Genomic DNA, 25903 nt, shown 5'->3' with positions numbered 1-25903 from the left:
GTACACTGGCGCCGCTGCAAAATGCGGGGCGCAGGAAGCGCCTTGTCTTGGGTTATATCTCTGGAGAGTGAATGTGATGCGTCAGAAAGGCTTTACCTTGATCGAGCTGCTGATCGTCGTGGCGATCATCGGCATTTTGGCAACCATCGGCTTGCCCATGTACACCAAGCACCAGGCCAAGGCCAAGTTCACGGCGGGCTTGGCTGAAATCAGTGCATTGAAGGCGGGCTTCGAGGACACCCTTAACCAGGGTACCGTACCGACGCTGGCTTTGATCGGTGGCACCAGCCCCACCGCCAACTGCACTATCGACGTGACGGGTGATGTGGCCACCGGGGCCGGCTCCATCCGTTGTGAAATCCTTGATGCGCCTGCGCCCGTGCTGGGCAAGACCATCACCTTGACGCGCAGTGCCACCACGGGCTGGAAGTGTGCCACCACGGCTGACGCGCAATACGTCGCCAAGGGCTGCGGCACCGACGGAGCGTAACCTTTGCCGGGTGGTAGGCGAGTGAGTTGCCGCATGCCCGATGCGGTGCTAGCTTTAGCCCACCGCCCGTGTAGCTCAGCCGGTAGAGCAGCGCACTCGTAACGCGAAGGTCGCAGGTTCGATTCCTGTCTCGGGCACCAAGGCAACACTGTTTCAACGGCATGTTTCAAAGGCTGTTTCAAAGGCAACGTTTTCAGATGATCCCAGAATGGTTCTGAAGGCCAGACAAGTCGGCATTCGTGCCCGCTTATCAATATCTGCGCGACCTTGATGACCCAGATGCATCCCCATTCCTCGATCTAAGAGAACAACATGACCACGACTGAGATGACCCAGGAAGTTCGGCACCAGGTAGCACTCGAAAAGTACCTCGAGGAGTCACCGCAGCTTAAGGAAGAGATCAAGGATTTGAGTGCTGATGACCAGCGCGACCAGATTCAGTGGGCATTCGAGGACGAAGCCGAAAGCCGGGGCTACCAACCTTGGGAGCTGACGCTCAAGTACACCTCTACACCCGAAGAGTTCGAAGCCGCGCGGCTGGCCTTGCATAAAGAGGCGGCCGAGGTGCTCGGAGTCGAGTGGGAAGAATATTGCGAGATGAACAACCTCGTGTAGTGAGCGGGCTTGCCCCGCGCTGGGTGGCGCAGCCGCCCCAAACCCAGGCGCCTCGGTCCTCCTGAAACACCGCAGCGCCCCGATTGGGGCGGCTGCGCCCCCCAGCGCGGGGCAAGCCCGCTCACTACAACATTTCGGGGGAGGTCAGATGCTCAGGCGCATCGACAAATCCACCGCCTTGACATCCTTGGTCATCGCGCCGATGGAGATGTAGTCCACTCCGGTTTCAGCGATAGGCAGCAGGGTGCTTTCATTGATCCCGCCGCTGGCTTCCAGCTTGGCCTTGCCGGCGTTCAGTCGCACGGCTTCACGCATGTCATCCAGGCTCAATTCGTCGAGCATGATGATGTCGGCATTCGCCGCCAGTGCTTCACGCAGTTCTTCCAGGCTTTCCACTTCGATTTCCACCGGCTTGCCCGGGGCGATCTTGTGGGCGGCCGTAATTGCCTGGGCAATGCCGCCACACGCAGCGATATGGTTTTCCTTGATCAGGAACGCGTCATACAGACCGATACGGTGGTTGTGACAGCCGCCGCAGGTCACTGCGTACTTCTGCGCCAAGCGCAGGCCCGGCAAGGTTTTGCGGGTGTCGAGCAGCTTGACCTGGGTACTCGCGACAAAGTCCGCCAGGTACTGAGCCCGCGTGGCTACGCCTGACAGCATTTGCAGGAAGTTCAGCGCGCAGCGCTCACCACTGAGCAGCGAGCGCGCCGGGCCTTCGAGATGAAACAACGCCTGGTTGGGGCTGACGCGATCTCCGTCGGCCACCTGCCAATGTACGGCGACGCGCGGGTCGAGCTGGCGGAATACCGCGTCTACCCAGGCGGTGCCGGCGATAACCGCCGCATCACGGGTAATGATCGTGGCTTTGGCCAGCCGTTCGGCCGGGATCAATTGCGCGGTGATATCGCCGCTGCCGATATCCTCCAGCAGTGCACGGCGCACGTTGGCTTCGATTTCGGCGGTGAGGTCGGCAAGACGGAGATTCGGCATAACAGGCTCCACAAACAAAGTGCAGGGATTATAGGGCCAGCACGCGCCCGAACCCAGGCTCACTACTCATTTGCCACGCGATGGCAGAGTTTGCTGGCGTAACGGCCCTCATTTGCAAGATAATCCAGCGCCTTGCAATTGGCGTCATAGCTTTGACGTAGGGGTGATGCCGGGATATTTGCAGTGCCCGCCCAGGCCTGCCCTCGATATTTTCAACTCCACCGTTTCAGGAGGCCAGGATGCACAATGACGGAAAGGTGGTGCCGATCAACAAGGCACAGGCCACGCCATCGCCGCTCGCGCGCCTGCCTGTGGTGTTGCTGCAGGTGCGTGACAAGGCCGCGCAACAGCTGCAACAAGGGTTGCAGGAGCTGTTCGACAACGCCGACGACACCCTGTTCGAGATGGCCGACAAGGCCCGCAGTAACGCCGACCACCACATCTTCTTTGAAGCCATGCGCGACCTGCGGCTCAAGCGCAAGAATTTCGAGCGCGTATTCATGGAGCAGCTGTTTGCCGCCTTCGCCCATCTGGGGCAGGTCGGGCGCGGTGACGTGCAGCTGGTGCCGAGGGTGTCATACGAAACCGGCGTCGCTAAGTCCGGCGATGCACTGGAAAAGGCCGTGGCGCTGGAGGCCATGTTGGGGCGGGTACACCACCGTGACGGCCTGGCGCTGGGGCAACTGACGGCCCGCTTGAGTGCTTTGCTGGGCAAGCCACTGGACGAGCGTGAAAACCCTTTGGGGCCGGCCCTGCTGTGCGAGTTCTTTTTGCAGGCGGGGCGCAGCCTGGGCGTGGAGATTCGCGTCAAGCTGATCATGCTCAAGCTCTTTGAAAAATACGTGCTCAGTGACGCCGACCTGTTGTACGGCGGCGCGAATCAACTGTTGGTTGCCACCGGGGTATTGCCCGAGCTCAAGGCGGTACCCTCGCGCCGACCCGGCGGGCGTGCGTCGCGTGACCAGCAGCGCGAGGAACGCTCGCCATCCATGGAGCCTGCGGGCGATGACAGTGGCCAGGAAGCCTTTGCCGCTTTGCAGAAGCTGCTGGCCGCCGTTCGTGGCAGCGTTGCCCCCACCCTGGAAGCCAGCGCCGAGCCGCAACCGATTGCCTCCCGCGACCTGCTGCGTCTGCTTTCTCATCTGCAACAGTACGTGCCGGAGCCCGAGGCCGAAGACGATTTCGACCTGCGTAACCAGCTTGAACAGCTGTTGACCCGGGTCAGCGTCAAAAGCGGAAAATCCCGTGTGGTGGAAGACGCCGATGAGGATGTGATCAACCTGGTCGCGCTGCTGTTCGAATACATCCTCAGTGACCGCACCGTGCCTGACGCCTTCAAGGCACTGATCGGTCGCTTGCAGATTCCGATGCTGAAAGTGGCGGTGCTGGACAAGAGCTTCTTCAGCCGTACCAGCCATCCGGCGCGACGCTTGCTGAATGAAATAGCCGCCGCCGCCATGAGCTGGAGCCCACGGGATGACTATCAGCGCGACAGCCTGTACCTGCATATTGAGCAGGTGGTGCAGCGCTTGCTGAATGATTTCGTCGACGACATGACGATTTTTTCCGAGTTGCTGGCGCAGTTCACTGCGTTTGTCTCGGATGAGCGTCGCCGCAGCGAGCTGCTTGAACAACACACCTACGTCGCCGAAGAAGGGCGCGTGCGGGCTGACGCGGCTCGCCAGCGTGTGGCCGAGGTGCTCAACCGGCGGCTGCTGGGCAAGGTGTTGCCCCAGGCGGTGGTGCAATTTATCCAGCAAGCCTGGAGCCAGGTGCTGTTGCTGGCCAATCTCAAGCACGGCGAGCAGTCGGTGCAATGGCAGGCGGGGCTGCGCACCATGGACGAGTTGATCTGGAGCGTGGGGCTGCAGAAGGACACCGAGGCCGGTCGTCACCTGCTGGAGCAGTTGCCCGGGCTGCTCAAGGCATTGCGCGACGGCCTGACCAGTGCCGCGTTCGATCCCTTCAGCACGCGCGAATTCTTCGATCGGTTGCAAGCCATGCATGTGCAGTCTTTCGGTGGCGAGGGGGCCGAGACGTTGGTTGAAGTGCGCGAGCCCTTCGTACTCGGTGCCGGGGCGTCTGATCCGGCCGCGAACTTGCCCAATGATGACCCGGACCTGCTCAAGGTCTATCAGTTGCGGCTGGGAAGCTGGTTCGAGTTCCAGACCAGCGCGGCCAGCACCCTGCGTTGCAAGCTGACGGCGATCATGGCACCGACCAATACCTATATTTTTGTCGGTCGCTCCGGGCTCAAGGTGCTGGAGAAGAGTGCTGCGCAGTTGGCCATGGCCTTCAAGCAGGGTGTACTGCGCACGTTGGACGAGGGCTTGCTGTTTGATCGTGCGTTGGCTTCGGTGATCGGTAACCTGCGTCAACTCAATCGCGGCAAGTGATCGCAACCGCAGGGCGGAACGCGGCATACTGGTAACACTTCGTCTCATTCAAGGAGCCAGTATGCAGTTGGACCCCGCCAGCGGTTGGTGCCAGGGCATCCGTCATTGCCCTTCGCCCAACTTCAACGAGCGCCCGGCTGGTGAAATCTCGCTGTTGGTGGTGCATAACATCAGCTTGCCACCTGCGCAGTTTGCCACCGGCAAGGTGCAGGAATTTTTCCAGAATCGCCTCGATGTTACGGAGCATCCCTATTTTGAAGGGATTGCCGCCCTACGGGTATCTGCGCATTTTCTGATTGAGCGTGACGGCACAGTGACGCAATTTGTCTCGTGCCGTGACCGGGCGTGGCATGCCGGGGTTTCCAGTTTCGAGGGGCGTGAGGTCTGCAACGATTTTTCCCTGGGGATCGAGTTGGAGGGAACGGACGAGCTGCCTTTTACCGATGCCCAGTATGATTCGCTGATCGAACTGACACGCCAGTTGTTGGCGGCTTATCCCGACATAACGCACTCGCGTATTTGCGGTCATAGCGATATCGCCCCGGGTCGCAAGACCGACCCCGGCCCGGCTTTTGATTGGACGCGCTTTCGCAGCGCCCTGCAGGATGGAGGACACGCACGATGAGTTTCCTGGTGTTGGTTCTGGCGGTGTGGATCGAGAAGTTCTCGGCCCTGCGCCAGCGGTTGCAGAGCGATGGTGGCTGGTTGCGTGAGCTGGCCAAGTTGGAGTCGAGCCCCAGGATGGGCAAGCGACCCTGGCTGATTCTGTTGTTGCTGGTATTGCTGCCGGTACTGTTGCTGGCGCTGTTGTTGCTGGTGCTGGAGCCGGTGGCCTACGGTTTGTTGGCTTTGCCGGTGCACTTGCTGGTGGTGATCTACAGCCTGGGGCGTGGCGATCTATTGGCGCAGCTCGGACCTTTCCGCGATGCCTGGCGACGCGGTGACCTGCAGGCTGCCGAGCACGTGGCCGAGCGAGACCTGAACATCGGCGCCGACAGCGGCGAGCAGCTACTGGAGCGGGTTCAGGGGCATCTGCTCTGGCAGGCCTACCAGAGCTTTTTTGCGGTGATTTTCTGGTATTTCCTGCTGGGCCCGGTGGCGGCGTTGGCTTACCGCTTGCTGGCGCTGGCCAACGAATACAGCCAGAACCCGTTGGTGGCCGAGCGCGCCGGGCAACTGCGGCACGCGTTCGACTGGGTGCCGGTACGCCTGCTGGCGGCCAGTTTTGCCTTGGTCGGTAATTTCGTAGCGGTCAGCCGGGTGATGCTCCACGAGCTGCTGAATTGGGATATCAGCGCCGCACAACTGCTGGAAAAAGTCGGCCTGGTGGCCGCAGAAATCCCTGCGCCCGTGGTGGGCGTCGACGGCATCAATAGCCTGGATCAGTTGTGGGAACTGCTGCTGCGCGCGGCGGTGTTGTGGTACGCCGGGTTTGCTATCTGGACTGTGTTGCCCTGACACAATCCCGCAGGGGTGGGTCGTTTCGCGTGTAGGGCTTTCGTGTAGGAATAAGATTTTTGCGGTGTGGTGCTTGTCTTGTTTTCCCTGTCGGCCTTCATTGTGAGGTAAATCGGTGAGAAGTTTGTATCACCTAGTAACCGTCTCGGGGAGGCACAGTCATGACCGCTGTCATCGGCATCAAAGGGCATTGTGCTCACTGTGAAATGACATTCGAGCTCAAGCCTTGGCAGTTGAATGCCATTGCCATCGATGAGCCCTTTGACTGCAGGTACTGTCACGCGTGCTTGCAGCTGTGTTGCCACAAGCAACTGCGTCAATTCCGAGCGTTGGACCATTGGGCGCTGGTGCGTCCCGGCATGGTCATTCTGACCTGCGCGACCTTGCTGATGGCGCTGGTGGCGGAGTGGGTGGGACTGCTCAGTGTGGTCGGGCAGTTCAATATTTCACTGACGACGGTGTTGGTGCATTGCCTGAGCGTGCGTTACGCCCGCCACCGGCAAAAGATTACCTTGAATCTACAGGCTGTCAGCCGGCTGCCAATTGAACAGCTGGCACGCGTTGCGTGTGCTCGCCTCGGCCAGGCGTGACGCGTCGATACCCATGCGTTCAGCCAGAGCGATGCAGATGTCTGGCAGGTGTTGCGGGCTGTTGCGCTGGCCCGGGTACATGACCGGCGCCATATCCGGTGAATCGGTTTCCAGCACGACCGCCTCAAGGGGCAGTTGAGCGAGCACCTTGTGCATGCGCAGTGCCTGGGGCCAGGTAGCGGCGCCGCCCAGGCCCAGTTTGAAACCGAGCTTGATGTACTCGCGGGCCTCTTCGACGCTGCCGGCGAACGCGTGGATGATGCCGCCGCGTGGCAGGCGAATGCGCTTGAGCGTGGCGATGACCGCCGCGTGGCTACGACGCACGTGCAGCAGGGCCGGGAGCTGAAAGTCCACCGCCAGTTTCAGCTGGGCTTCGAACAGGCTTTGCTGGCGCTCGCGATCCAGTTGCTCAAGGAAGTAATCCAGGCCGATCTCGCCGACGGCGCACAGTTGCCGGTGGCCGTGCAAGCGGTTCAGCCAGTCGCCCAATTCCTCCAGGTCGGCGGGGCGGTGCTCATCGAGATACACCGGATGCAGGCCGAAGGCGGCGAATAAGCCGTCATCTGTTTGCACCAGATCCCACAACCGCTGCCAATTCTGCTGATACACCCCCAACACCACCATGCGCTGCACGCCGAGTTGGCGGCTGTGGGTGAGGACTGCCCGGCGATCGTCATCGAAATCCGGGAAGTCCAGGTGGGTATGGGTGTCGATCAGCTTCACGTTCAAGCCTCGTGAATGCGCTGCTTGAAGGTCCGGCCGATGGCGTGCACGCCAGGCTGATACTGCTCGTCTTCAATCGCCGCCAGCGCCAGGCGCAGGGCGGTATCGGCGATCAATTGATGTTGTTGGGCCATGGCGTTGACCGGCAACGGCAGGAAATCCAGCAACTGAGTGTCGCCGAACGTGCCCAGGCGCAATGGCCGGGACTTAAGGGGGAAATCATGCAGTGCGTCGAATACGCCTTGCAGCAGCACGTAGGAAGTGGTCACCAGCGCATCGGGCAAGTGCCCCAAGCGCTGCAGGAGTTGCTCCATCAACTGACGGCCGCAATCGCGGCTGAAGGCCTCGCCGTGTTCGACGATCACCTCGCCGGCAAACCCTTTGAGGGCTTCACGAAAGCCCGCGGCACGTTCCTGGCTGATGCTCAGCTCTGGGTGGGCACCGATCAGCGCAATCTGCTTGGGCAACGGCAGCAACAGGCTACTGGTCAGTTGCTGGCAGGCCTTGCGGTCGTCGCTGACCACCGAGCAGAACTGCGCAGGCTCCATGACCCGGTCGATGGCGATCACCGGCAGCCCCTTGGCTTGCAGCTCGCGGTAACTGTCGTCGCTGGCCGGCAGACAACTGGCGACAAACAACGCATCGCAGCGCCGCGCGCGGAACAGTTGCAGCAACTGGCGCTCGCTGTCGGCTTCATCGTCGGAACTGGCGATCAGCAATTGATAACCCCGTGCCCGTGCCCCTTGCTCCAGCAGCTTGGCGATACGTGCGTAACTGGGGTTTTCCAGGTCCGGCAGGATGAAGCCCAAGGTGCGCGTATGCCGGCTGCGCAGCCCGGCCGCCTGGGGGTTGGGAGTAAAGCCATGGGCTTCAACCACTGCACGCACCCGCTCGACGGTGGCGTTACTGATGCGTTGCTGTTCGGCCTTGCCATTGATGACATAGCTGGCGGTGGTTACGGACACACCGGCCAGGCGTGCGATATCACTGAGTTTCAAACCGGGATTTCCTTGTTTTTTGGAGCTCGCCCCGACATTTTGTCTAATCGTAACCGATTCCAGCGCGTGGCCCATGCCTCAGCTCAAGTGCCGAGCGGCCCTTCAAGCTTGCGCAATTACCGCGTAACCTGCCATAAATTCTAGATTAAACGTTTCAGCTGGCGTATTTTTACGACGTTCGTGACTAAGTGGCTACTGCCAATTGACCACTCAGTCAGTTATTTTTGAACACATTGCGCTGATTTATTCAAAACAATACCTAGTGCACGCCTTGCACTAACTAGGAGAACGGCATGCTGGAGCTCACTGTAGAGCAGATATCCATGGGCCAGGTGGCTGTGGATAAATCTGCCGCCTTGCATTTGCTCGCTGACAAATTGGTGGCCGATGGCCTGGTCGCCGAGGGTTACCTCAGTGGCTTGCAAGCCCGTGAAGCCCAAGGCTCGACCTTTCTCGGCCAAGGCATCGCCATCCCCCACGGCACTCCCGAGACCCGCGACCAGGTGTTTTCTACCGGCGTGCGCTTGCTGCAGTTCCCCGAAGGGGTGGACTGGGGTGACGGCCAGATCGTTTACCTGGCCATCGGCATTGCCGCCAAATCCGATGAACACCTGCGCCTGCTGCAACTGTTGACCCGTGCCCTCGGCGAGACCGACCTGGGCCAGGCGCTGCGCCGCGCAGGTTCCGCCGAAGCCTTGCTGAAACTGCTGCAAGGCGCGCCGCAGGAGCTGGCGCTGGATGCACAGATGATCAGCCTGGGCGTGTCCGCCGATGACTTTGAAGAGCTGGTTTGGCGTGGTGCCCGGCTGTTGCGCCAGGCCGACTGTGTCAGCAATGGTTTCGCCGCCGTATTGCAGCAAGTCGACGCGCTGCCCCTGGGTGATGGCCTGTGGTGGTTGCACAGCGAACAGACGGTCAAGCGCCCGGGCCTGGCGTTCGTCACCCCGGACAAACCCATGCGCTACCTTGGCCAGCCGCTGCACGGCCTGTTCTGCCTGGCAAGCCTGGGCGAAGCACACCAGACGTTGCTGGAGCGCCTGTGCGCGTTGCTGATTGAAGGTCGCGGCCAGGAGCTGGGCCGCGCGACCAGCAGCCGTGCCGTGCTCGAAGCGCTCGGTGGCGAACTGCCTGCCGACTGGCCCAGCGCTAGCATTCCCCTGGCCAACGCCCATGGCCTGCACGCGCGTCCGGCCAAGATCCTCGCGCAATTGGCGAAAAGCTTCGACGGTGATATCCGCGTACGCATCGTCGATGGCCCGGTGGGTGCCGTGTCGGTGAAAAGCCTGAGCAAACTCTTGAGCCTGGGCGCACGCCGTGGCCAGGTGCTGGAGTTTGTCGCCGAGCCGACGATTGCCGGTGATGCGTTGCCTGCCTTGCTGGCGGCGGTAGAAGAGGGCCTTGGCGAAGAGGTTGAACCGCTGCCGACTGTAAGCGCCCCTGCGCCAGTGCTCGACAGTGAGCCGGTGATCAATGCGCCGCTGTCCGGCAGCCAAGTCCAGGCGATTGCGGCTGCCCCCGGCATCGCCATCGGCCCGGCCCATATCCAGATCCAGCAAGTGTTCGATTACCCACTGCGTGGCGAATCTTCGGCCATTGAACGCCAGCGCCTGCACCAGGCCCTGGCTGATGTACGCCGCGATATCCAGGGTTTGATCGAACGTAGCCAGGCCAAGGCTATCCGCGAGATCTTCATTACCCACCAGGAAATGCTCGACGACCCGGAACTGACCGATGAAGTCGACACGCGCCTCAAGCAAGGCGAGAGTGCGCAAGCTGCGTGGATGAGCGTGATTGAAGCGGCCGCCAGGCAGCAGGAATCGCTGCAGGACGCCTTGCTCGCGGAGCGCGCCGCCGACTTGCGGGATATCGGTCGCCGGGTGCTCGCGCAGTTGTGTGGCGTGGAAACCGCCCAGGAACCCAGCGAGCCGTACATTCTGGTGATGGACGAAGTGGGCCCCTCGGATGTGGCGCGCCTCGATCCATCGCGTGTCGCCGGCATCCTGACGGCCCGGGGCGGCGCTACGGCCCACAGCGCAATTGTTGCGCGCGCGCTGGGCATTCCCGCGCTGGTGGGGGCCGGTTCGGCAGTCTTGCTGCTGGCGTCCGGCATGCCACTGTTGCTGGACGGCCAGCGCGGCCGCCTGCATGTCGACCCCGACGCCGGCACCCTGCAACGTGCCGTGGTCGAGCGCGATACCCGCGAACAGCGCCTGCAAGCCGCAGCGGCCCAGCGCCATCAACCGGCACTGACCCGCGACGGCCATGGCGTGGAAGTCTTCGCCAACATCGGCGAAAGCGCTGGGGTTGCCGGTGCGGTGGAGCAGGGGGCCGAAGGTATCGGGCTGCTGCGCACCGAGCTGATTTTCATGGCTCACCCGCAGGCGCCGGATGAAGCCACCCAGGAAGCGGAGTACCGCCGCGTGCTCGACGGCCTCGCCGGGCGCCCGCTGGTGGTGCGCACCCTGGATGTGGGTGGGGACAAACCGCTGCCCTACTGGCCGATTGCCCAGGAAGAAAACCCCTTCCTCGGCGTGCGCGGTATTCGTCTGACCTTGCAGCGCCCACAGATCATGGAAGCCCAGTTGCGGGCGTTGCTGCGTTCGGCGGACAACCGTCCGTTGCGCATCATGTTCCCCATGGTCGGCAGCGTGGATGAATGGCGTGCCGCCCGGGAGATGACCGAGCGCCTGCGCCTGGAAATCCCGGTGGCGGATTTGCAGTTGGGCATCATGATCGAAGTGCCGTCCGCTGCGTTGCTGGCGCCGGTACTGGCCAAGGAAGTGGACTTCTTCAGTGTCGGCACCAACGACCTGACCCAGTACACCCTGGCCATCGACCGCGGCCACCCGACGCTGTCGGCCCAGGCGGATGGCTTGCATCCCGCCGTATTGCAATTGATCGACATCACCGTGCGTGCCGCCCACGCCCAAGGCAAGTGGGTTGGCGTGTGCGGCGAGCTGGCGGCCGACCCGCTGGCGGTGCCGGTGCTGGTCGGCTTGGGTGTGGATGAGTTGAGCGTTTCGGCCCGCAGCATTCCGGAAGTGAAGGCGCGGGTGCGGGAATTCAGTCTGAGCGAGGCCCAGGGCCTGGCGCAAAAAGCACTCGCGCTGGGCTCGGCCGCCGACGTGCGTGCCCTTGTGGAGGCCGTGTAAATGGCGAAGATTCTGACCCTGACGCTGAACCCGGCGCTCGACCTCACGGTGCGCCTGGCGTGCCTGGAACCGGGCGCCGTCAACCGCAGCGAGCCTCTGCTCACCCACGCTGCCGGCAAGGGGGTGAACGTGGCCCAGGTGTTGGCCGATTTGGGCCACCAAGTCACCGTCGGCGGCTTTCTCGGTGAAGACAACCCCCAAGCCTTCGAGGCGCTGATTGCGCGGCGCGGGTTTGCCGATGCGTTTATCCGCGTGCCGGGCGAAACCCGCAGCAACATCAAGATCGCCGAACAGGACGGCCGGGTCACTGACATCAATGCCCCGGGGCCACAGGTCAGCGAGCAGGCGCAGTTGGCGCTGCTCAATCAGCTCGCCTTGATTGCGCCCGGCCATGAGGCCGTGGTGGTTGCCGGCAGTTTGCCGCGTGGTGTCAGTGTGCAGTGGTTCCAAGGCTTGCTCGCAACATTGAAGGACCTCGGCTTGAAGGTGGCCCTGGACACCAGCGGCGAAGCCCTGCGTGCGGGTTTGCAAGCCGGTCCCTGGTTGGTCAAGCCCAACACTGAAGAGCTGGCCGAAGCCCTGGATAACGCCGCAGACACCATCAGCCGCCTGCATCGGCAAGGCGTGGAGCATGTGGTGGTTTCCGATGGCGCCGCCGGCGTGAACTGGTACAGCCCGGGCGTGGCGTTGCACGCCACGCCGCCCAAGGTCAGCGTCGCCAGTACCGTCGGCGCCGGCGACTCGCTGCTGGCCGGCATGCTGCACGGTTTGCTCAGCGGCGACGCGCCCGAGCAGACCCTGCGCCGCGCCACCGCGATTGCCGCCATGGCGGTCACGCAGATCGGTTTCGGCATCAGCGATGACGCGCAGTTGGCGCGTCTGGAAAGCGGCGTCGATGTGCGCGCGCTGACAGAACAATAAGAGGGTTTGTGATGAAGTTAGCCATTGTTACCGCCTGCCCGAACGGCATGGTCACCAGTGTGCTGTGTGCTCGCTTGTTGGACGCCGCCGCGCAACGCCAGGGTTGGAGCACCAGCGTCGAAGTGGTGGACGTCGCACGCCCGGAGCGGCAGTTGTCCCAGGCGACGATCGATGCCGCCGAGTGGGTGCTGCTGGTCAGCAGCACGCCGGTCGACATGCAGCGGTTTGTCGGCAAACGCGTGTTCCAAAGTACGCCTGCTCAAGCCTTGGCCGATGTCGAGGCGGTGTTGCGCCTTGGCGCCGAAGAAGCCCAGGTGTATGTCGAGACACAGCAGGCGGTAAAAAGCGCGCCGCGTATCGTCGCGATTACCGCATGCCCCACCGGCGTCGCGCATACCTTCATGGCCGCCGAAGCCTTGCAGCAAACCGCCAAGCGCTTGGGTTATGACTTGCAGGTCGAGACTCAAGGTTCGGTCGGTGCCCGCACCCCCCTGAGCCCGGAAGCTATCGCCAATGCCGATGTGGTGTTGCTCGCGGCGGACATCGAAGTCGCCACCGAGCGCTTCGCCGGCAAGAAGATCTACCGTTGTGGGACTGGCATCGCCCTCAAGCAATCCGAAGCGACCCTCAACAACGCCCTGGCCGAAGGCGCGGTGGAAAACGCCGCCAGTGGCGCGGTGGCCAAGCCGGAAAAAACCGGGGTGTACAAACACCTGCTCACGGGTGTGTCGTTCATGTTGCCGATGGTGGTGGCAGGCGGGTTGCTGATCGCCTTGTCGTTCGTGTTCGGCATCCATGCCTTCGAAGAAAAAGGCACCTTGGCCTCGGCCCTCAAGATCGTCGGCGACCAAGCCTTCATGCTGATGGTGCCGCTGCTGGCGGGCTACATCGCCTACTCGATTGCCGACCGTCCGGGCCTGGCGCCCGGCATGATCGGCGGCTTGCTGGCGGGCACGCTGGGGGCCGGGTTTATCGGCGGCATTTTTGCCGGTTTCCTGGCCGGTTACTGCGTCAAGTTGATCACCCGCGCGGTGCAGTTGCCGCAGAGCCTGGAGGCGCTCAAGCCGATCCTGATCATCCCGTTGCTGGCCAGTCTGTTCACCGGGCTGGTGATGATTTATCTGGTCGGCCCGCCGGTGGCGCGCATGCTCACGGGCTTGACCGATTTTCTCAGCACCATGGGCACCACCAACGCGGTGCTGCTGGGCATTCTGTTGGGCGGCATGATGTGTGTCGACCTGGGCGGGCCGATCAACAAGGCCGCGTATGCGTTTTCCGTCGGCCTGTTGGCGGCGCAGAGCGGGGCGCCTATGGCTGCGACCATGGCCGCAGGCATGGTGCCGCCGATCGGCATGGGCATCGCGACGTTCCTGGCGCGACGCAAGTTCGCCCAGACCGAACGCGAAGCCGGCAAGGCCGCGATGATTCTAGGGTTGTGCTTTATCTCTGAGGGCGCGATCCCGTTCGCCGCCAAAGACCCGCTGCGGGTGATCCCGGCGAGCATCGCCGGTGGCGCCTTGACCGGTGCGCTGTCGATGTATTTTGGCTGCAAACTCGCGGCGCCTCACGGCGGCTTGTTTGTGCTGGTGATTCCGAACGCAATGAACCATGCATTGCTGTACTTGCTGGCGATTGTGGCCGGCAGCCTGCTGACCGGTCTGGTCTATGCGTTGATCAAGCGTCCGGACGCGGCGCCGGTGGCTGTCGCAACGGTGTCATAAGCGCATGCTTTAGTGGCCCTTTTGATACTCAAGAGGGCACCTGCATGAGCCACTTCGATCTCGGCCGTCGCCGTGTGATGCAAGCCGTCGGCGCCGGCATTCTTCTGCCGGGTCTTGCCCCGGCGGTGATTGCTTCGGTCAAGGACCGTCCGCAACTCACCGACGGGGTGCAGTCCGGTGACTTGCTCGGCGACCGCGCCATGATCTGGAGCCGCAGCGACCGCCCGGCCAGGATGGTGGTGGAGTGGGACACCCGCAGCGTGTTCAGCAACCCCCGTCGTTTTGTTTCCCCTCTGGCCGACCAGCGCAGCGACTTTACCGCTCGCGTCGAGCTGACCGGGCTGCCGGTCGATCAGGCGATTTTCTACCGCGTGCACTTCGAGGATGCCCAGACCGGTGTCGCCAGCGAGCCCTGGTTCGGCCACCTGCGCAGTGTGCCGCAGCAGCGTCGCGACATTCGCTTTGTATGGAGCGGCGATACCGTTGGCCAAGGCTTCGGCATCAATCCGGACATCGGCGGCATGCGCATCTACGAAGCCATGCGCCTGCGCCTGCCGGACTTCTTTATCCACAGCGGCGACACCATCTACGCCGACGGCCCGGTGCCGGCGCAACTCACGGTCGAGGACGGGCGTATCTGGCGCAACATCACCACCGAAGCCAAGAGCAAGGTTGCTGAAACCCTCGATGACTACCGCGGCAATTATCGTTACAACCTGATGGACGAAAATGTGCGCCGCTTCAATGCCGAGGTGCCGCAGATCTGGCAATGGGACGATCACGAAGTGGTCAACAACTGGTCGCCGAGCAAGCAATTGGACGAGCGTTATCAGGTCAAGGACATCAACACGCTGGTGGGGCGTGCGCGTCAGGCCTGGCTGGAATATTCGCCGATGCGCCGGCAGAGCGCCGACGGCGGCGGGCGCATTTACCGCAAGCTCAGCTATGGTCCGCTGCTGGATGTGTTCGTGCTGGATATGCGCAGTTATCGCGGGCCTAACGACGACAACCTGGGCGGCGAAAAACCCTTTATGGGGCGTGAACAACTGGACTGGCTCAAACGTGAGCTCAAGGCGTCCCAGGCGCAATGGAAAGTCATCGCCGCCGACATGCCCATCGGCCTCGGCGTGCCGGATGGTGAGGTCAGCCCAGGTGTACCGCGCTGGGAAGCCATCGCCAACAATGACCCGGGCGCACCGCAAGGCCGCGAGCTGGAGGTGGCCGAGTTGTTGGGCTTTTTAAGGGCGCAGCAGGTTCGCAACCACGTGTGGCTGACGGCTGATGTGCATTACTGCGCGGCGCATCACTATCACCCGGATCGCGCAGCGTTCCAGGATTTCGAGCCGTTCTGGGAGTTTGTCGCCGGGCCATTGAACGCGGGCAGTTTCGGGCCAAACCCACTGGATAAGACGTTTGGCCCCGAGGTGGTTTTCCAAAAGGCTCCAGCTGCGCAGAACAGCTCGCCGTTTGCCGGGTTCCAGTTTTTTGGCGAAGTGCAGATTGATGGGCAGACGGCGGAGCTGACGGTGACTTTGCGCGACCTGGATGGCGTATCCGTATACCAGCAAAAACTCCAACCCGCCTGACTTGTTGGTGGGTCTGTAGTGAGCGGGCTTGCCCCGCGCTGGGTGGCGCAGCCGCCCCAAACCCAGGCACCTCGGTCCTTCTGAAATACTGCGGCGTCTTTGTTGGGGCGGCTGCGCCACCCAGCGCGGGGCAAGCCCGCTCACTACAAGCCCCCGGATCTCCATCGGCTTTCGAGGGTCAGTAGACATCTCGACGGTAGCGGCCTTGCTCAATCAAGCGTTCCACCGCTTCACGGCCGAGCACGTCATGCAGCACTTGGTCCACGCCCGCTGCCATCCCCTGCAAACTGCCGCACACATAAATGGCTGCGCCATCGGTCAGCCATTTGCGCAGTACGTCTGCCGACTCACGCAGTCGGTCCTGTACATAGATTTTCTCTGCCTGATCGCGGGAAAACGCCAGGTCGAGCAGGGCCAGATCGCCGCTGGCCAGCCAGCCATGCAACTCGTCCCGGCAGAGGAAATCGTGCTTGATATTGCGTTCGCCGAACAGCAGCCAGTTGCGCTGCTGGCCATCGGCAATACGCGCCTTGAGCAAGCTGCGCAGGCCCGCGAGGCCGGTGCCGTTGCCCAGCAGAATCAGCGGCACCGGGGTTTGTGGCAAGTGAAAGCCGCTGTTACGCCGCAAGCGCAGGCTGATGCCCGAGCCGATTGCTGCGTGCTCGGTCAACCAGCCCGAGCCGAGCCCCAGGCTGCCGTCGGGATGACGTTCCTGGCGCACGATCAGTTCCAGCACGCCGTCGCTGGCAATCGAGGCGATGGAGTATTCGCGCATGCCCAGGGGCACCAGCGCGTTCACCAGCGCCTGGGCGTGCAGGCCGACCAGGTGCGCACGGTGGGTCGGTAATTGGCGGGTGGCCAGAGCCTGTTCGAGGGGTTGCGCCAAGCCATCGATAACCACGCTGTCGTCACCGGCCAGGCCCATGCCCTCAAGGAAGTGTTCAACGGCCCCCAGGCTGTTGCGCGGCAGCACTTCCACCAGGTCGCCCGCCAGCCAGGTTTGCGGCGACGGCGGTGTCAGGCCCAGCAGGTAGATGCTGGCGCCGACGCTGTCGCGATTGAGCAGGGTGCGTTGGCTGAGGGTCCAGTTTTCATACGGTGCGGCCTGCCAGGCCGCTGCAGGCGCGTGGCCGGTGAGTTGGCCCAGTTGCTGTTGCCAGGTCGACAGGGCTGCGGTATCGCCGCTGTCGACTTCCACCGGGGCAAATAAGGCATTGCCGCCCTGATGGGTCAGCCAGAAATGCAGGCGTCGGGCAAAGCCGCAGAAGTGTTCATATTGACGATCGCCCAGGGCCAGTACCGAGTAGTTCAGGCCTTTGAGGGACAGGTCCTGGCCGAGCACGTTGCGCTCAAAACCACGGGCGCTGTCTGGCGCTTCACCATCACCGAAGGTGCTGACTACGAACAGTGCATTTTCCGACTGGCTCAAGTCGCTTTGGCTGACGCTGCCCAGAGGTTGCACCTTCACGGACACCCCGGCGGCCTGCAATTGGCCGGCCGTTTGCCAGGCCAACTGCTCGGCAAAGCCGCTCTGGCTGGCAAAACCGATCAACCAGGCTGGGGCGTTGCCCGGGTTGGTGCCCAGGCCCTTGCGCGCATCGCGCACCTGGCGTTTTTTTCGGCGCCGGTCGAGGTATAGCAGCCAGCCCGTGATAAAGAACAGCGGCATCAACAACGAGGCGACGGTGAGGATGATCCTGCCGGTCAGGCCAAAGTAGCTACCGGTGTGCAGCGCGTAGATGCTGGTGAGCCACTGGGACTTGAGGGACTGGGCCGCGTACGGGTCGTGGGATTGGACCTCGCCGGTGACCGGGTCCAGATCGATCTGGTTCAACGCCCGGTCATGCGGCGATGAGCTAAGCAGGTAGTAGACGGTGGCCGGCTGCCCGGCGACGGCCGGCATACGAATGTTGTAGGCGCTCAAGTCGGGGCCGGCATTCGCGTAGATGCTGCTCCAGATGGCGTCGTAGTTGGCCTCCGGGGCCGGACCTTGAGGCGCCGGTCCGCGCTTGCGCACGCGCTCGTTATGCGGGGCGTCGGACAGCAGGCTGGTGAGGCCCTGCCTGTACCAGTCGTAGGACCAATACAGGCCGGTCAGCGCCGAAAACAGGTAGAACAACAGGCACCAGGTGCCGAACACCGAGTGCAGGTCCCAGTTGAAACTGCGGCCCTTTTTGCGCCAGTCCAAGGTCAGCCAGGCACGCCAGTTCGCCACTTGGCGTGGCCAGCGCAGGTACAGGCCGGAGAGGCAGAAGAACACCAGGATCAGCGTGCAGGCGCCGGTGATGTTGCGCCCGGTTTCGCCCATGGCGAGGAAACGGTGCAGTTGCAGAGTGAAGCCGAGCACATCCTGGCCGACGGCATCGCCCCTGTCATCGCCGGTGTACGGGTCGAAGTAGCGCATCTGGCCACGCCGCTCACCCGGTGGCGCGGTGAAGTACACGCGGGCGGCATTGCCGCTTTCGGTTTCCACCCACAGCATCGACACGCTCTTGCCCTCACGGGCTTCGAGCTTGCGCACCAGCTCGGCGGGAGGCAGCACGCCGGCCTCGCGTTTTTCCACGGTCAGTACCCTGGGGTTGAGCGCCCGCAGGATTTCATCCTGAAACGAAACCGCAGCCCCAGTGATCCCCATCAACGCCAGCACCAGCCCGGCCGTAATGCCGAAGAACCAGTGCAACTGAAACAGGGTTTTCTTCAACACGTCTGACTGCCTCGCTCATCTGGATTTGTTCGTCACGGCGCGCATTATGCCGTGAGTTGTCGAGAAGCATTCTTTTTTACATGCAAAAGCCCCACGCATCCGATACGTGGGGCTTTTGGCGGGGCGTTGACCGCTTTTAGAAGTGGAAGCTGGTGGTCAACAGCGCCGTACGACCGGCGGCCTGGTTGGCGAAGTGCGTAGAGAAGGCCTTGTCGTAGTAGGTCTTGTCGGTCAGGTTTTGCACGTTCAGTTGCAGGTCGACGTTCTTGGTCAGCTTGTAGCTGGCCATGGCGTCGTAGCGGGTGTAGGACGGTACGTACACGGTGTTACCCACATCGCCGTAAACCTGGTCGACGTAAAAGGCGCCGCCGCCGATGGTGAGTTTTGGCGTGAGGTTGTAAGTGGTCCACAAGCTGAACGAGTTCTTCGGCGTGTTGGGCATCTGGTTGCCTTTGCTGGAGCCGGCACTGACGACACCGTTACGCCCGTTGAGGCCCGATTTGACCAGCTCGCTGTCCAGATAGGTATACCCGGCGAATACTTGCCATTGTTCGGTCAGCTTGCCGCTGGCGGACAATTCCACGCCATCGACCTGGGATTCGCCGGCGTTCTGGTAGGTGAGGGCGTCCACCAGGATTCGCGTGTTTTTCTTCTCGGTACGGAATACGGCAGCCGTCAGGGACAGGCGATCGTGGAACAGGTCCCACTTGGTGCCCAGCTCATAGTTGACGGTTTCTTCCGGTTTGAGGTCGCTGGTGGCTGCGCCGGCCGATAGCGGATTGCCGTCAGCCCCTTCGCCGACCAAGCCGCCGGGAGGTGAAGCCGAGGTCGCGTAGGAGGCGTAGATGCTGCCATTCTCCAGCGGCTTCCAGACCAGGCCTGCCTGCCAGTTGAAGAATTGGCTGTCCTCCTTGATTTTGCTGCGACCGGTGGTGGCGTTGCTGTTGGCCACGGTGTCGAAGGTGTCGTAACGCAGGCCCATGTTCAGCAACCATTTCGGGTCGAGTTCGATGGTATCGAATACGTACGCGGCGCGGCTGGTGGCCTTGGTGTTGGTGCCGTTGTAATTGCGCGCGATGCTGCCGTTCCAGACATCGTCCGGGTTCGGATTGCTCAGGGATGTGCACTGGCCTCCCAGGCTGCCCTTGGCGGCGGTGCACACAGGGTTGGCGTTAGGGCTGACGTTGTAGCCGCTGACACGGGTTTCTTCACCCGTGAACTCCAGACCTGTGGAGTAGCTGTGCTTCAAGCCCAGGGCCTGGAAACTGCCGAACAGGTCAGTCTGGTTAGTGGTGGTCGTGGTGGTGGACACGCGACTGTTGGCGCGGCGCCATACCGTGCCGTAACGGTTGACGTTGAACTTGCTGTCATCCGGCTGAGTGAGCACATAGTCCTGGCCAGTGCTGCCGTGGCGCAGGGTGTTCTTGAGGGTCATATTGTCGTTCAGATCGTGCTCGATGGAGACGGTGCTGATGTCGGCGCGGGTCTTGCGGAAGTCACGGCTCTTCAGGCCGTAGAAGTTGTTGCTGTCGCCGCCATCGACAGGTTTGTCGTGCACGTGGGCGGTGGCGGTCGACGATCCGTAGCCATAGGGAATGCCCGAATCCGGCAGATCATCGCTTTCCATGTGGTAGTAGCTGAGGTTGACGCGGGTCGGTGTGCCCAGGCCGAAAGTCAGCGACGGCGCTACACCCCAACGGTCGTAATTGATCGCATCGCGGCCGGCCACATTCTGCTCGTGGCTCATCAGGTTCAGGCGGAACGCGGCGTTGTCGAGGAACTGGCGGTTCACGTCGAGTACGTAGCGGCGGGTCTGGTCGGAGCCGTAGGTGAAACCACCGTTGGTGAAGTCCCGCGCCTGGGGCGTCTTGCTGACCAGGTTGAGGCTGCCGCCGGCCGAGCCGCGACCGCCGAAGGATGAGTTCGGACCTTTGCTGACTTCAATCGACTCGATGTCGAAGATCTCGCGGCTCTGGCCGCCGGTGTCGCGCACGCCGTCCAGATAGGTGTCGCCCTGGGCGTCAAAACCACGAATGAAGGGACGGTCGCCTTGAGGGTTGCCGCCTTCACCGGCACCGAAGGTAATCCCCGGTACGGTGCGCAGGGCATCTTGCAGCGACGTGGCGGCGGTGTCTTTCAGGACTTGTTGCGGCACTACAGTGACCGATCGCGGGGTGTCCACCAGCGGGGCGGTGTACTTCTGCGAGGAGGCCTTTTCCACCTGGTAGGAGGTGTTGTCCTGTTCCTGGCCGGTGATGCTGGTGGCACCCAGGGAGATGCTGTTGCGCTCGCCTTTGGGTTCAGTGACTTCAGCCGCTTGCGCCAGGTGGGTGACAGAGCCGGCAGTGAGAGCGACGCCGATGGCCGATGCCAGCATGCGTGGTGAACTGGCCGGTGTTTTTGTAGTGGTGCGCGACATGACGTGTCCTTCCCCAAGGATGTGAGGCCGCGGAATATAGGCTCAACAAGACTTTCTATCAATTGCGATACATTGCTATTCGCATTGAATTTACATTCTTTACACTTTTGCCTTACGGTTTCCACGCACTCATTCGTCTGGGTGTTTTACATGGCGGATAAGAATCAATACCATTAGCACCTTTCCGTATTCAGGGGCTGCCCCATGCTGCTGCACATACCCGGCCTGTTCTCTCGTGAGGAAGTGCAGCGCATTCGCCAGGCCCTGGAAACCACCGAATGGGCCGACGGCAAGATCACTGCCGGGCACCAGTCCGCCAAAGCCAAGCACAACCTGCAATTGCCCGAAGGCCACCCGCTGGCCAAGGAAATTGGCGCCGCAATGTTGGAGCGGTTGTGGAAAAACCCGCTGTTCATGTCCGCCGCGTTGCCGCACAAGGTCTTCCCGCCGTTGCTTAACTGTTACACCGCCGGCGGCAGTTTCGACTTCCATATCGATAACGCCGTGCGCCAGGCGCGGGGCAGTCACGAGCGGGTGCGCACCGACCTGTCGTCTACCTTGTTTTTCAGCGACCCGGATGAGTACGACGGCGGCGAACTGGAAATCCAGGACACCTTCGGCCTGCAACGGGTCAAGTTGCCGGCCGGTGACATGGTGCTGTACCCCGGCTCCAGCCTGCATAAAGTCAACGCCGTGACCCGCGGTGCGCGTTATGCCTCGTTCTTCTGGACCCAGAGCCTGGTGCGTGAAGACAGTCAGCGCACCTTGCTGTTCGAGATGGACGGCGCCATCCAGCAACTGACCCGCGACGTGCCTGACCACCCGGCCCTGATCCAACTGACCGGCACCTACCACAACCTGTTGCGTCGCTGGGTCGAGGTCTGACATGAGTTTTTTATTGCGCCGCGAGGAAGTGCTCAACGTCGAGCAACTGCGAAGCATGCTCGACGACTCCCCGGTGCGCGCAGCCCAGGCGATTCTGATGGCGGCGAAGGAAGGCGTGACTGAAGCGCAGGCGTTGCTGGGGCAGATCCTGCTGGAAGGGCGCGGCATTGCGCGGGATGAAGCGCTGGCATTGCGCTGGTTTCAGATTGCAGCCAAGCGCGGCCATTTAATGGCGCGCAACATGGCCGGGCGTTGCCTGGAGCATGGTTGGGGCTGTGCCATCAACGAGGCGGCGGCTGCGCGGGAATATCGCCTGGCGGCGCAGGCTGGGTTGGATTGGGGCCAGTACAACTATGCCAATCTGCTGGCGACCGGCCGAGGTGTCGCTGAAGACCGACGGCAAGCGTTGAGGCTGTATCGCCTGGCGGCAGAGCAGGGCCATGCCAAATCCATGAATCTGGTGGGCCGTTATCTGGAAGACGGGCAGTGTTGCCCAAGGGATCTGGAGGCCGCCGTCGAGTGGTATCGCCGCTCCGCCGAGGGCGGTGATTTTCGCGGGCAATTCAGTTACGCGGCGGTGCTGGCCGATAGAGCGCAAATCGATGAAGCGTTGGGTTGGCTGCGCAAAGCATTGGCGGGCGGCAATCGTAAGTTTTTGCTGACGGCGCACAAGGCGTTGGCGGCGGCCAATGATCCGCAGGTCCGCGCAATGGCGCAAGCCTACCGGCAACGCGCCGCCAGCTTGTCTTGAGGCATAAAAAAAACCATGACCTGTCATGGGTTTTTTGTGTGCGGCGGGCTTACACGTAGTAAGACTTCAACGGTGGGAAGCCGTTGAATTCAACCGCGCTGTAGCTGGTGGTGTACGCACCGGTCGACAGCCAGTACAGGCGATCACCGATCGCCAGGTTCAGCGGCAGGCCATATTTGTAGTTTTCGTACATGATATCGGCGCTGTCGCAGGTAGGACCGGCGATGACCACTTCTTCCATCTCGCCTTTCTTCTCGGTCCAGATCGGGAACTTGATGGCTTCGTCCATGGTTTCGATCAGGCCGGAGAACTTGCCCACGTCGGTGTACACCCAACGCTCGACGGCAGTACGGGATTTACGCGCCACCAGCACCACTTCGCTGACCAGGATACCGGCGTTGGCAATCAACGAGCGCCCTGGCTCCAGGATAATTTCCGGCAGGTCGTCGCCGAAGTCTTCCTTGAGGAAGCGGATGATTTCTTCCGCGTAGGTTTCCAGGCTGTTGGTGCGGGTGATGTAGTTGGCCGGGAAGCCGCCGCCCATGTTGATCAGCTTGAGGTGGATGCCGTCTTCTTCTTTCAGACGTTCGAAGATCACTTTGACCTTGGCGATCGCCGCGTCCCAGACGCTGATGTCGCGCTGCTGCGAACCCACGTGGAACGAGATGCCGTACGGCACCAGGCCCAGGTCGCGGGCGAGGATCAGCAGGTCCATGGCCATGTCGGTCTGGCAGCCGAATTTACGCGACAGAGGCCAGTCGGCCGTGGTCGAGCCTTCGGTGAGGATACGGACATACACTTTCGCCCCCGGCGCAGCCTTGGCGATGTTGCGCAGGTCGGCTTCGGAGTCGGTAGAGAACAGGCGCACACCCTTTTCAAAGAAGTAGCGGATGTCCTTGGATTTCTTGATGGTGTTGCCGTAGCTGATACGGTCCGGGCTGACGCCGCGGCCCAGTACCTTGTCCAGCTCGTAGATCGAGGCGATGTCGAAGCTCGACCCCTTGTCTTTCAACAGGTCGATGATTTCGACGGCTGGGTTGGCCTTGACCGCGTAATAGACCTTGGCGAATTCGAAACCGGCGCGCAGGTCATCGTAGGCCTGGCTGATCATCGCGGTGTCGATCACCACGAACGGGGTTTCTTGCTTGTCGGCGAACGCCTTCATTTTGTCAAAAGTGGCGCGCGCGAAATAATCTTCGACCTGGATCGACATGCTGGGAACTCCTAAGGGCAAACTGAAATTAGCAATGGGTGCAAATGAACGTCCTCCGTATCCCCACTTTGGTTCGCCTACTTCCCAAGGCATGTCGCCGAAAGCAAAAAGGCCATGGGATCAACCGCTTCCCTTGGCCTTGCTGTCTCGTCGTCAGTACTTGAGCCGGATGGATCGTTTCCAGCATGGACGTTCGGCGCGAACTTTAGGACGTGAGGGGCTATAGATCAACTAAAAATGTCGCGTTTTTGCACGCGTTCGTCGCGGCACCCCGTGCAGCTACTTATGTAACCGACCGGTGTGACGGATTGATGTTCCCCGGATGTGGCAAATCGGTGGGATTTCCCTGACACCCCGAGGGGGAAATGTGGGAGGGGGCTTGCTCCCGATAGCAGTGTGTCAGTCAGCTTATCGGTAGCTGTCACACCGCCATCGGGAGCAAGCCCCCTCCCACAGTTTTAACTGCGTTGTGTCAGGTCAAGCCAATGCGGTCTCGGCAGGGGAGACGATGCTGGTTTTGCCCCCACGCGACTTACCGGAACTCAGGTACTCGGCAATCGACTCCTGGGTCACTTCACCGAGGAACACCCGCTCTGCATCCATGACCGGCAACCACGAGCGGTTGAATTCGTACATGCGCGACAGCAGGATGCGCAAATGTTCGTCATACGCGGCGGTGGCGTTGAACTCGCGCAGGTATTGGCCGCAGGTGCCGGTCTGACGGTGCAGGTCGCGACGTCGTACATACCCCAGCGCCTTGTTCTCGGCGCAGGTGACCACCACGTAACGACGGTCATGCTCATCCATCAGTTCCAGCGCATCGGCCACCGGAGTCTCCGGGCTCACCGATGGGGCGTTGTCCGCCGCGTCCTCGGCCTTCACCAGCAGCAGGCGCTTGAGGGTGCTGTCCTGGCCTACGAAATTGCTGACGAACTCGTCGGCCGGGTGGGCCAGTAGGGTGTCCGGATGGTCGATCTGCAGCAGCTTGCCGGCGCGGAAGATCGCGATCTTGTCACCCAGCTTTATCGCCTCGTCGATGTCGTGACTGACCATGATCACCGTCTTGTTCAACGCCCGTTGCATCTCGAAGAACTCGTTCTGGATCATCTCGCGGTTGATCGGGTCGACCGCGCCGAACGGCTCATCCATCAGCAGCAACGGCGCATCGGCCGCCAAGGCGCGGATCACACCGATCCGCTGTTGCTGGCCGCCGGACAATTCACGCGGGTAGCGGTGCAGGTACTGCTTGGGTTCCAGCTTGATCATGCTCATCAACTCGCGGGCGCGGTCGTGGCATTTCTGCTTGTCCCAGCCGAGCAGTTTGGGCACCACCACGATGTTTTCCTCGATGGTCATGTTGGGGAACAAACCGATCTGCTGGATCACATAGCCGATGTTGCGACGCAGGGTCACTTCGTCGAGGTCGGTGGTGTCTTCGCCGTTGATCAGAATCCTGCCCGAAGTCGGTTTGATCAGGCGGTTGATCATCTTCAGCGTGGTGCTCTTGCCGCAACCCGACGGGCCGAGGAATACGCAGATTTCGCCTTCGTTGACGGTCAGGCTGACATCGTTGACGGCAGTGATGGTCTTGCCGTTGCTTTGGAAGGACTTGGACAGGTTTTGGAGTTCGATCATTTGAGCAATCCTTTTGGAGTCAGCGAGCGTTGCAGCCATTGCAGAAGCAGGTCGGCGAAAATGGCCAGGAGGCTGACCAGTACGGCGCCGACAATCAGCATCGACATATCGCTGCGGCTGATGGAAGCCAGAATCAGTACACCCAGGCCGCCGGCGCCGATGGTGGCGGCGATGGTCATCACACCGATATTCATCACTACGGCGGTACGCACACCGGCGAGGATCACCGGTACGGCGATGGGCAATTCGACCATGCGCAGGCGCTGGCCGAAGGTCATGCCGATGCCGCGTGCGGCCTCACGAATGCCCGGCTCGACGCCGGTGAGGGCCAGGTAGGTGTTACGCATGATCGGCAGCAGGGAGTAGAGGAACACCGCCGTGATTGCCGGCATCGGCCCCAGGCCCTGGCCGAACTTGGAGTAAAACGGCAGCAGTAGGCCGAACAGGGCGATGGACGGCACGGTCAGTAAGACCGTGGCGCTGGCCTGCAACGGGCCGGCGAGGGACGGGAAGCGCGTCATCAGGATGCCCAGCGGCACGCCGATGAGGATCGCGAGGATCACGGCAATGCCAACAAGGGTGATGTGCTGCCAGGTCAGGTGCAGGACTTGGGCCCAATCAAGATGGGAAAAGGCGTTCAGGAATTCCATGTC

20 protein-coding genes and 1 tRNA gene are annotated in these 25903 nt (G+C 61.9%); 13 read left to right on the top strand and 8 right to left on the bottom strand.

Translation table 11 applies throughout. From position 1 onward, the window contains the following. Positions 1-76: 76 nt before the first annotated feature. The 3 genes from JBE38_RS22300 to JBE38_RS22290 all read left to right on the top strand — a co-directional run bounded on the left by JBE38_RS22300 (position 77) and on the right by JBE38_RS22290 (position 1105). The gene (locus JBE38_RS22300) at positions 77-490 is read left to right on the top strand and encodes a pilin (protein ID WP_126870647.1); all 414 of its coding nucleotides are present in this window, start codon (positions 77-79) and stop codon (positions 488-490) included. Between the two features lie 64 nt (positions 491-554). Further along, a tRNA-Thr gene (locus tag JBE38_RS22295) sits at positions 555-630 on the top strand. 172 nt (positions 631-802) lie between these two features. Beyond that, positions 803-1105, top strand: coding sequence for a DUF6388 family protein (locus JBE38_RS22290; protein WP_060754872.1), 303 nt, complete (start codon positions 803-805; stop codon positions 1103-1105). Between the two features lie 144 nt (positions 1106-1249). Here JBE38_RS22290 and nadC read toward each other — a convergent pair whose 3' ends face one another. Continuing rightward, positions 1250-2098 carry a carboxylating nicotinate-nucleotide diphosphorylase gene (nadC, locus tag JBE38_RS22285; protein WP_090366842.1) on the bottom strand — a complete coding sequence of 283 codons (849 nt, stop codon included), beginning with the start codon at positions 2096-2098 and terminating at the stop codon, positions 1250-1252. Positions 2099-2337: 239 nt separating this feature from the next. On the opposite strand from nadC, the gene JBE38_RS22280 reads away from it, so the two are divergent. From JBE38_RS22280 to JBE38_RS22265, 4 genes are all read left to right on the top strand, one after another. Beyond that, entirely contained in the window at positions 2338-4494 is a 2157-nt protein-coding gene (locus JBE38_RS22280; protein ID WP_205345143.1) for a DUF1631 domain-containing protein, read from the top strand. Between the two features lie 61 nt (positions 4495-4555). Then, complete coding sequence (ampD, locus tag JBE38_RS22275) at positions 4556-5119, top strand: 1,6-anhydro-N-acetylmuramyl-L-alanine amidase AmpD (protein WP_205345142.1); 564 nt, start codon at positions 4556-4558, stop codon at positions 5117-5119. Next, complete coding sequence (gene ampE, locus JBE38_RS22270; RefSeq protein ID WP_205345141.1) at positions 5116-5952, top strand: regulatory signaling modulator protein AmpE; 837 nt, start codon at positions 5116-5118, stop codon at positions 5950-5952. Before ampD ends, ampE begins: the two co-directional genes overlap by 4 nt. 161 nt (positions 5953-6113) lie before the next feature. Next, complete coding sequence (locus JBE38_RS22265; RefSeq protein WP_090366833.1) at positions 6114-6542, top strand: hypothetical protein; 429 nt, start codon at positions 6114-6116, stop codon at positions 6540-6542. On the opposite strand, the gene JBE38_RS22260 is transcribed toward JBE38_RS22265, so the two are convergent. Then, positions 6471-7265: a TatD family hydrolase gene (locus JBE38_RS22260; RefSeq protein ID WP_205345140.1), complete on the bottom strand. Its 795-nt coding sequence runs from the start codon at positions 7263-7265 to the stop codon at positions 6471-6473. The two genes, JBE38_RS22265 and JBE38_RS22260, sit on opposite strands and share 72 nt — an antisense overlap. A 2-nt stretch (positions 7266-7267) precedes the next feature. Beyond that, a complete protein-coding gene (gene cra, locus JBE38_RS22255; protein ID WP_060754879.1) occupies positions 7268-8263 on the bottom strand; it encodes a catabolite repressor/activator in 996 nt (331 codons plus the stop codon). Between the two features lie 293 nt (positions 8264-8556). Here cra and ptsP point away from each other — a divergent pair, with 293 nt between their 5' ends. From ptsP to JBE38_RS22235, 4 genes are read left to right on the top strand one after another with little or no spacing between them, the layout of a single operon-like run. After that, positions 8557-11415 (top strand): phosphoenolpyruvate--protein phosphotransferase, encoded by a 2859-nt coding sequence (gene ptsP / locus JBE38_RS22250; RefSeq protein WP_205345139.1) that lies wholly within the window; start codon positions 8557-8559, stop codon positions 11413-11415. After that, positions 11416-12336 carry a 1-phosphofructokinase gene (gene pfkB / locus JBE38_RS22245; protein WP_126870689.1) on the top strand — a complete coding sequence of 307 codons (921 nt, stop codon included), beginning with the start codon at positions 11416-11418 and terminating at the stop codon, positions 12334-12336. 11 nt (positions 12337-12347) lie between these two features. After that, positions 12348-14057 (top strand): PTS fructose-like transporter subunit IIB, encoded by a 1710-nt coding sequence (locus JBE38_RS22240; RefSeq protein ID WP_205345138.1) that lies wholly within the window; start codon positions 12348-12350, stop codon positions 14055-14057. 44 nt (positions 14058-14101) lie between these two features. Beyond that, on the top strand, positions 14102-15643 hold the full coding sequence (locus JBE38_RS22235) for an alkaline phosphatase D family protein (protein WP_090366822.1): 1542 nt from the start codon (positions 14102-14104) through the stop codon (positions 15641-15643). Positions 15644-15821: 178 nt separating this feature from the next. Here the strand turns inward: JBE38_RS22235 and JBE38_RS22230 are convergent, their stop codons facing one another. After that, the gene (locus JBE38_RS22230; protein WP_205345137.1) at positions 15822-18347 is read right to left on the bottom strand and encodes a PepSY domain-containing protein; all 2526 of its coding nucleotides are present in this window, start codon (positions 18345-18347) and stop codon (positions 15822-15824) included. 136 nt (positions 18348-18483) lie between these two features. Further along, positions 18484-20766, bottom strand: coding sequence for a TonB-dependent receptor (locus JBE38_RS22225; protein WP_205345136.1), 2283 nt, complete (start codon positions 20764-20766; stop codon positions 18484-18486). Positions 20767-20970: 204 nt separating this feature from the next. On the opposite strand from JBE38_RS22225, the gene JBE38_RS22220 reads away from it, so the two are divergent. Together JBE38_RS22220 and JBE38_RS22215 are read left to right on the top strand one after the other, a co-directional pair. Beyond that, on the top strand, positions 20971-21651 hold the full coding sequence (locus JBE38_RS22220; RefSeq protein ID WP_025856255.1) for a Fe2+-dependent dioxygenase: 681 nt from the start codon (positions 20971-20973) through the stop codon (positions 21649-21651). Between the two features lies 1 nt (position 21652). Continuing rightward, the gene (locus JBE38_RS22215) at positions 21653-22402 is read left to right on the top strand and encodes a tetratricopeptide repeat protein (RefSeq protein ID WP_205345135.1); all 750 of its coding nucleotides are present in this window, start codon (positions 21653-21655) and stop codon (positions 22400-22402) included. A 49-nt stretch (positions 22403-22451) separates the two neighbouring features. On the opposite strand, the gene JBE38_RS22210 is transcribed toward JBE38_RS22215, so the two are convergent. The 3 genes from JBE38_RS22210 to JBE38_RS22200 form a co-directional block, all read right to left on the bottom strand. Continuing rightward, a complete protein-coding gene (locus JBE38_RS22210; protein ID WP_090366814.1) occupies positions 22452-23615 on the bottom strand; it encodes a type III PLP-dependent enzyme in 1164 nt (387 codons plus the stop codon). A gap of 477 nt (positions 23616-24092) precedes the next feature. Next, entirely contained in the window at positions 24093-25250 is a 1158-nt protein-coding gene (locus JBE38_RS22205) for an osmoprotectant ABC transporter ATP-binding protein OsmV (protein ID WP_090366812.1), read from the bottom strand. Continuing rightward, complete coding sequence (locus JBE38_RS22200; protein WP_060754889.1) at positions 25247-25900, bottom strand: ABC transporter permease; 654 nt, start codon at positions 25898-25900, stop codon at positions 25247-25249. Before JBE38_RS22200 ends, JBE38_RS22205 begins: the two co-directional genes overlap by 4 nt. Positions 25901-25903 lie beyond the last annotated feature (3 nt).

The organism is Pseudomonas sp. ICBG1301, from assembly GCF_016918385.1.
In the GTDB taxonomy this organism is placed as follows: domain Bacteria; phylum Pseudomonadota; class Gammaproteobacteria; order Pseudomonadales; family Pseudomonadaceae; genus Aquipseudomonas; species Aquipseudomonas palleroniana.
The sequence above is the reverse complement of the archived record's forward strand: the minus strand, read 5'-3'. Positions and strand labels throughout refer to the sequence as shown.

What these genes read in the sequence shown, in the direction of transcription:
- JBE38_RS22300 (WP_126870647.1), top strand. Translation starts at nt 77, where the DNA reads ATGCGTCAGAAAGGCTTTACCTTGATCGAGCTGCTGATCGTCGTGGCG.
- JBE38_RS22290 (WP_060754872.1), top strand. Translation starts at nt 803, where the DNA reads ATGACCACGACTGAGATGACCCAGGAAGTTCGGCACCAGGTAGCACTC.
- nadC (WP_090366842.1), bottom strand. Translation starts at nt 2,098, where the DNA reads ATGCCGAATCTCCGTCTTGCCGACCTCACCGCCGAAATCGAAGCCAAC.
- JBE38_RS22280 (WP_205345143.1), top strand. Translation starts at nt 2,338, where the DNA reads ATGCACAATGACGGAAAGGTGGTGCCGATCAACAAGGCACAGGCCACG.
- ampD (WP_205345142.1), top strand. Translation starts at nt 4,556, where the DNA reads ATGCAGTTGGACCCCGCCAGCGGTTGGTGCCAGGGCATCCGTCATTGC.
- ampE (WP_205345141.1), top strand. Translation starts at nt 5,116, where the DNA reads ATGAGTTTCCTGGTGTTGGTTCTGGCGGTGTGGATCGAGAAGTTCTCG.
- JBE38_RS22265 (WP_090366833.1), top strand. Translation starts at nt 6,114, where the DNA reads ATGACCGCTGTCATCGGCATCAAAGGGCATTGTGCTCACTGTGAAATG.
- ptsP (WP_205345139.1), top strand. Translation starts at nt 8,557, where the DNA reads ATGCTGGAGCTCACTGTAGAGCAGATATCCATGGGCCAGGTGGCTGTG.
- pfkB (WP_126870689.1), top strand. Translation starts at nt 11,416, where the DNA reads ATGGCGAAGATTCTGACCCTGACGCTGAACCCGGCGCTCGACCTCACG.
- JBE38_RS22240 (WP_205345138.1), top strand. Translation starts at nt 12,348, where the DNA reads ATGAAGTTAGCCATTGTTACCGCCTGCCCGAACGGCATGGTCACCAGT.
- JBE38_RS22235 (WP_090366822.1), top strand. Translation starts at nt 14,102, where the DNA reads ATGAGCCACTTCGATCTCGGCCGTCGCCGTGTGATGCAAGCCGTCGGC.
- JBE38_RS22225 (WP_205345136.1), bottom strand. Translation starts at nt 20,766, where the DNA reads ATGTCGCGCACCACTACAAAAACACCGGCCAGTTCACCACGCATGCTG.
- JBE38_RS22220 (WP_025856255.1), top strand. Translation starts at nt 20,971, where the DNA reads ATGCTGCTGCACATACCCGGCCTGTTCTCTCGTGAGGAAGTGCAGCGC.
- JBE38_RS22215 (WP_205345135.1), top strand. Translation starts at nt 21,653, where the DNA reads ATGAGTTTTTTATTGCGCCGCGAGGAAGTGCTCAACGTCGAGCAACTG.
- JBE38_RS22210 (WP_090366814.1), bottom strand. Translation starts at nt 23,615, where the DNA reads ATGTCGATCCAGGTCGAAGATTATTTCGCGCGCGCCACTTTTGACAAA.
- JBE38_RS22205 (WP_090366812.1), bottom strand. Translation starts at nt 25,250, where the DNA reads ATGATCGAACTCCAAAACCTGTCCAAGTCCTTCCAAAGCAACGGCAAG.
- JBE38_RS22200 (WP_060754889.1), bottom strand. Translation starts at nt 25,900, where the DNA reads ATGGAATTCCTGAACGCCTTTTCCCATCTTGATTGGGCCCAAGTCCTG.